This window comes from Streptomyces sp. NRRL S-646 (assembly GCF_000720765.1).
Taxonomy (GTDB): domain Bacteria; phylum Actinomycetota; class Actinomycetes; order Streptomycetales; family Streptomycetaceae; genus Streptomyces.
Map to the genome: position 1 here is coordinate 1 of NZ_JODC01000061.1, position 3,611 is coordinate 3,611.

Consider the following 3,611-nt stretch of genomic DNA (forward strand, 5'->3'; position numbering starts at 1 on the left):
CGGCACGAATGCGCATGTGATCCTCGAAGAGGCCGAGGTGGTCGAAGAGGCTGAGCCGCAGGAGGTGCCTGCCGGGTCGGGTGCCGGTGGTGGCGGGGTTGTGGTGTGGCCGGTGTCGGCGCGGGGGGAGGGGGCGCTGCGGGCGCAGGCGGCCCGGCTGGGGGAGGCCGTGGAGGGTTCGGCCGGTTCTGCGGCTGATGTGGGGTTGTCGCTCGGTGTGACGCGGTCGGTGTTCGAGGACCGTGCGGTGGTCGTGGGTTCGGGTGTGGAGGATCTGCGGTCGGGGCTTGCGGCGTTGGCGTCCGGTGCGGCGGACGCGCGGGTGGTGCGGGGTGCGGCGGTGCGGGGGCGGACGGCGTTCCTGTTCGCGGGGCAGGGGTCTCAACGGCTGGGTATGGGGCGGGAGTTGTATGAGGCGTATCCGGTCTTCGCGGAAGCCTTCGAGGTGAGATCGCTGCCGCGCATGTGGCGGGGGTGTGGTCGCTGGCGGATGCCTGCCGTCTGGTGGTGGCGCGGGGCCGGTTGATGCAGGCGCTTCCGGCCGGCGGTGCGATGGTCGCCGTGCAGGCCACTGAAGACGAGATCGTGCCGCTGCTGAACGACCAGGTGGGTCTTGCGGCGGTCAACGGCCCGCAGTCGGTGGTGATCGCGGGCACCGCGGAGGCGGTGGAGGAGGTGGCCGCGCGCTTCCGCGCTGAGGGCCGCAAGACCACATCTCTGCGGGTCAGTCATGCCTTTCACTCGCCGCTGATGGAGCCGATGCTGGCGGACTTCCGTGCGGTGGCGGAAGAGTTGTCGTACGAGCGGCCCCGAGGCGGATGTCGTGCAGCGCGTGGTGGTGCCCGCGCTGCGCAAGGACGGTGCGGAGCCGGGCAGCCTGCTCGGTGCCGTGGGCGCCCTGCATGTGCACGGGCACAGCCCGGACTGGTCCGCACTGTTCCCCGGCGCGCGGAACGTCGAACTGCCCACCTATGCCTTCCAGCGCGCCCGGTACTGGCTGGCCGACGCGGCGTCCGACCCAGAGGGCGGTCAGACGCAGGCCGTCGACTCGGCGTTCTGGTCCGCCGTCCGTAAGGGCGACGTCCGCGATCTGGCCGAGCGGCTGGCGCTCGACCCGGATGTGCTGGCACCCGTGCTTCCCGCCCTGACGGCCTGGCACCACGACAGCATGCGGCGTGCCACAGCCGAGTCCTGGCAGTACCGGGAGACCTGGACACCCCTGCCATCCCCGACGGCCGCACCGGCAGGGGTCTGGCTGGTGCCCTTCTGCCCGGGCGACCCGGACACCGCCGCGACGGCCGCAGCCGTGGCGGAGGCGTTCACCGCCGCCGGGGCGGACACGAGCCCCCTGCCGGTGGCCGCCGACGCGGACCGCGCCCAGGTCGCGGCAGCGCTCACCGAGGCCGCGGCACACCGCGGCGGGACGGTCCGGCTGCTGTCGCTGCTCGCCCTCACCGAGGCGCCCCACCCCGCCCACGCCGACGTACCCCTGGGGCTGCACCTCAACACGCTGCTGGTGCAGGCCCTGGCCGAGACCGGCACCACGGCACGGCTGTGGGCGGTCACGCAGTCGGCGGTGTCCGTCGGTGCCGCCGACCGGCTGACCCGGCCGGTGCAGGCCACCACCTGGGGTTTCGGCCGGACCGTGGCCGTCGAGCACTCCGACCTGTGGGCGGGCCTCGTCGACCTGCCGAAGCGCCCGGACCAGCGGGCGCTCGCCCGGCTGGTGGCGCTCGTCGCCGAGCCCTGGGAGGAGAACGAGCTGGCGGTACGGGACTCCGCCGTCTTCGGTCGCAGGCTGACCCGTATCGTCCGCGACCGCGACGAGCACCGTCCCGAACCGCGGCTCACCGGAACGACGTTGATCACCGGCGGCTCCGGCATCATCGGCGCCCATGTGGCGCGCCGCCTGGCCCGGGAGGGCGCCGAGCACCTGCTGCTCGTCAGCCGCCGCGGCTCGGACGCCCCCGGCGCCGACGAACTGCGCCGCGAACTGGAGGAGACGGGCGCCCACGTCACCGTCGCCGCCTGCGACCCCGCCGACCGGACCGCCCTCGACGCCCTGCTCGCCACCGTCCCGGCCGACCGGCCGCTGACCACGGTGCTGCACGTCGCGGGCGCACTCGACGACGCGCCGCTCACCGCGATGGACCCCGAGCGCTACGCCACCGTCCTGCGCGCCAAGCTCCGCGCCGCCGCCAACCTGGACGAGGCCACCCGGAACCTGGAGACACCTCTCACGGCGTTCGTCCTGTTCTCGTCCATCGCCGGTGCGCTCGGTTCCGCGGGCCAGGCCGGCTACGCCGCCGGCAACGCCTTCCTCGACGCCCTCGCCCGGCAGCGGCGCTCCGCCGGACTCCCGGCGACGTCCATCGCCTGGGGACCGTGGGCGGGTGGCGGCATGGCCGACGATCCCGTCGTACTGACCCGGCTGCGGCGCGGCGGCCTGACCCCGATGGAGGTCGAACCGGCGCTCACCGCCCTCGGTGGCCTCCTCGCCCACGACGACACCTGGGCCCTGGTCTCCGACGTCGACTGGGCCAGGATCGCCGCCGGACGGCGAGGCCTGCCGGGCGGCGCGCTGCTCAGCCGTATACCGGAGGCCGCCGCCGGCATGGCGGCGACCGACGACGCCACGGCCGGGCACGGCGCCGGGCTGCGCGCCGAACTCGCCCCGCTGGGTGCCATCGAGCGCCGGCAGCTGCTGCTGAAGCTGGTGCGCCACAGCGCGGCCACCGCACTCGGCCACCCGACACCGGAGAGCATCCAGCCGACCCGCGCCTTCCAGGACTGCGGCTTCGACTCGCTCACTGCCGTGGAACTGCGCAACCTGCTGGCCACCGCCACCGGCCTCACCCTGCCGACAACCCTCGTCTTCGACCACCCGACGCCCCTGGCCCTCGCCGGCCACCTGGTGCACGAACTCGACGACGGCACCCTGCCGGGCGGGCACCGTGCCACCGGTGCGGACCTGGTCCCGGCGGGCGGCAGCGGCGGTGCCGACGACGAACCGATCGCCATTGTCGCCATGGCCTGCCGGCTCCCCGGCCGGATCACCTCGCCCGAGGAGCTGTGGGACCTCCTGGCCCAAGGCGGTGACGCCATCACCTCCTTCCCGGCCGACCGCGGCTGGGACCTCGAGGCCCTCTACGACCCCGATGCGCTGCGCCCCGGCACCAGTTACGTCGACGAGGGCGGCTTCCTGTCCGACGCCGACGCCTTCGACGCCGCGTTCTTCGGCATCTCGCCGCGCGAGGCAGTCGCCATCGACCCGCAGCAGCGGCTGCTGCTGGAGTCCTCCTGGGAGACCATCGAGCGGGCCGGCCTGGACCCGCGCTCGCTGCGCGGCAGCCGCACCGGCCTGTTCGTCGGCTGCGGCCACCAGGGCTACGGCGCCACGTCCACCGAGGTCCCGGACGACGTACGCGGCCATCTGCTCACCGGCAGCGCGGCGAGCCTGGCGTCCGGCCGGGTGTCGTACGCGCTCGGACTGGAGGGCCCCGCGATCACCCTGGACACGGCGTGTTCGTCGTCGTTGGTGGCGTTGCATCTGGCGGTGCAGGCGTTGCGTGCGGGTGAGTGTGATCTGGCGTTGGCCGGTGGTGTGACGG

At 74.2% G+C, this 3,611-nt stretch carries 1 protein-coding gene and 2 pseudogenes; all 3 read left to right on the forward strand.

Translation table 11 applies throughout. The annotated features are described in order from the left end of the window. Positions 1-526 (forward strand): annotated as a pseudogene (locus IH68_RS58990) (hypothetical protein); the annotation flags it as partial. Next, a pseudogene (locus IH68_RS58995) lies at positions 505-726 on the forward strand (acyltransferase domain-containing protein); the annotation flags it as partial. The pseudogenes IH68_RS58990 and IH68_RS58995, both read left to right, overlap by 22 nt. A 97-nt stretch (positions 727-823) precedes the next feature. Then, positions 824-3,611, forward strand: a 2,788-nt coding sequence (locus IH68_RS59000; RefSeq protein WP_030950248.1) for an SDR family NAD(P)-dependent oxidoreductase, incomplete at its 3' end; no start/stop codon positions are given.